Raw genomic sequence first — 258 nt, forward strand, 5'->3', positions numbered from 1 at the left:
TAGGGATGGCAAACCTGCTGGCCCGAGTGAAACACTTCATGGATACCGTGTCTCCTTTCCCGGGGAATGGCTATGGCACAGCGAAGGTGTAGCACTATTGGGATCAGTTATTTAGCCCAGATCAAGCCTTCCGCTATCGCTTTTTGTCGTGTCGCGAACGCCTTCAACCGGTTATGTGATTTCAGCTCTTTGAACAACAGTTCGATCTGCCAACGGCAACGATACAATGCCATCACCTTCTCGGCTGGCCATCGCTCA

1 pseudogene is annotated in these 258 nt (G+C 51.6%); it reads right to left on the minus strand.

Annotated elements, in window-relative coordinates:
- Positions 1–110: 110 nt before the first annotated feature.
- Positions 111–258 (minus strand): annotated as a pseudogene (locus MUW49_RS21695) (transposase); the annotation flags it as partial.

Origin of the sequence: Aeromonas sp. LsrichE-8G (assembly GCF_022869435.1) — a bacterium.
Classification (GTDB): domain Bacteria; phylum Pseudomonadota; class Gammaproteobacteria; order Enterobacterales; family Aeromonadaceae; genus Aeromonas; species Aeromonas caviae.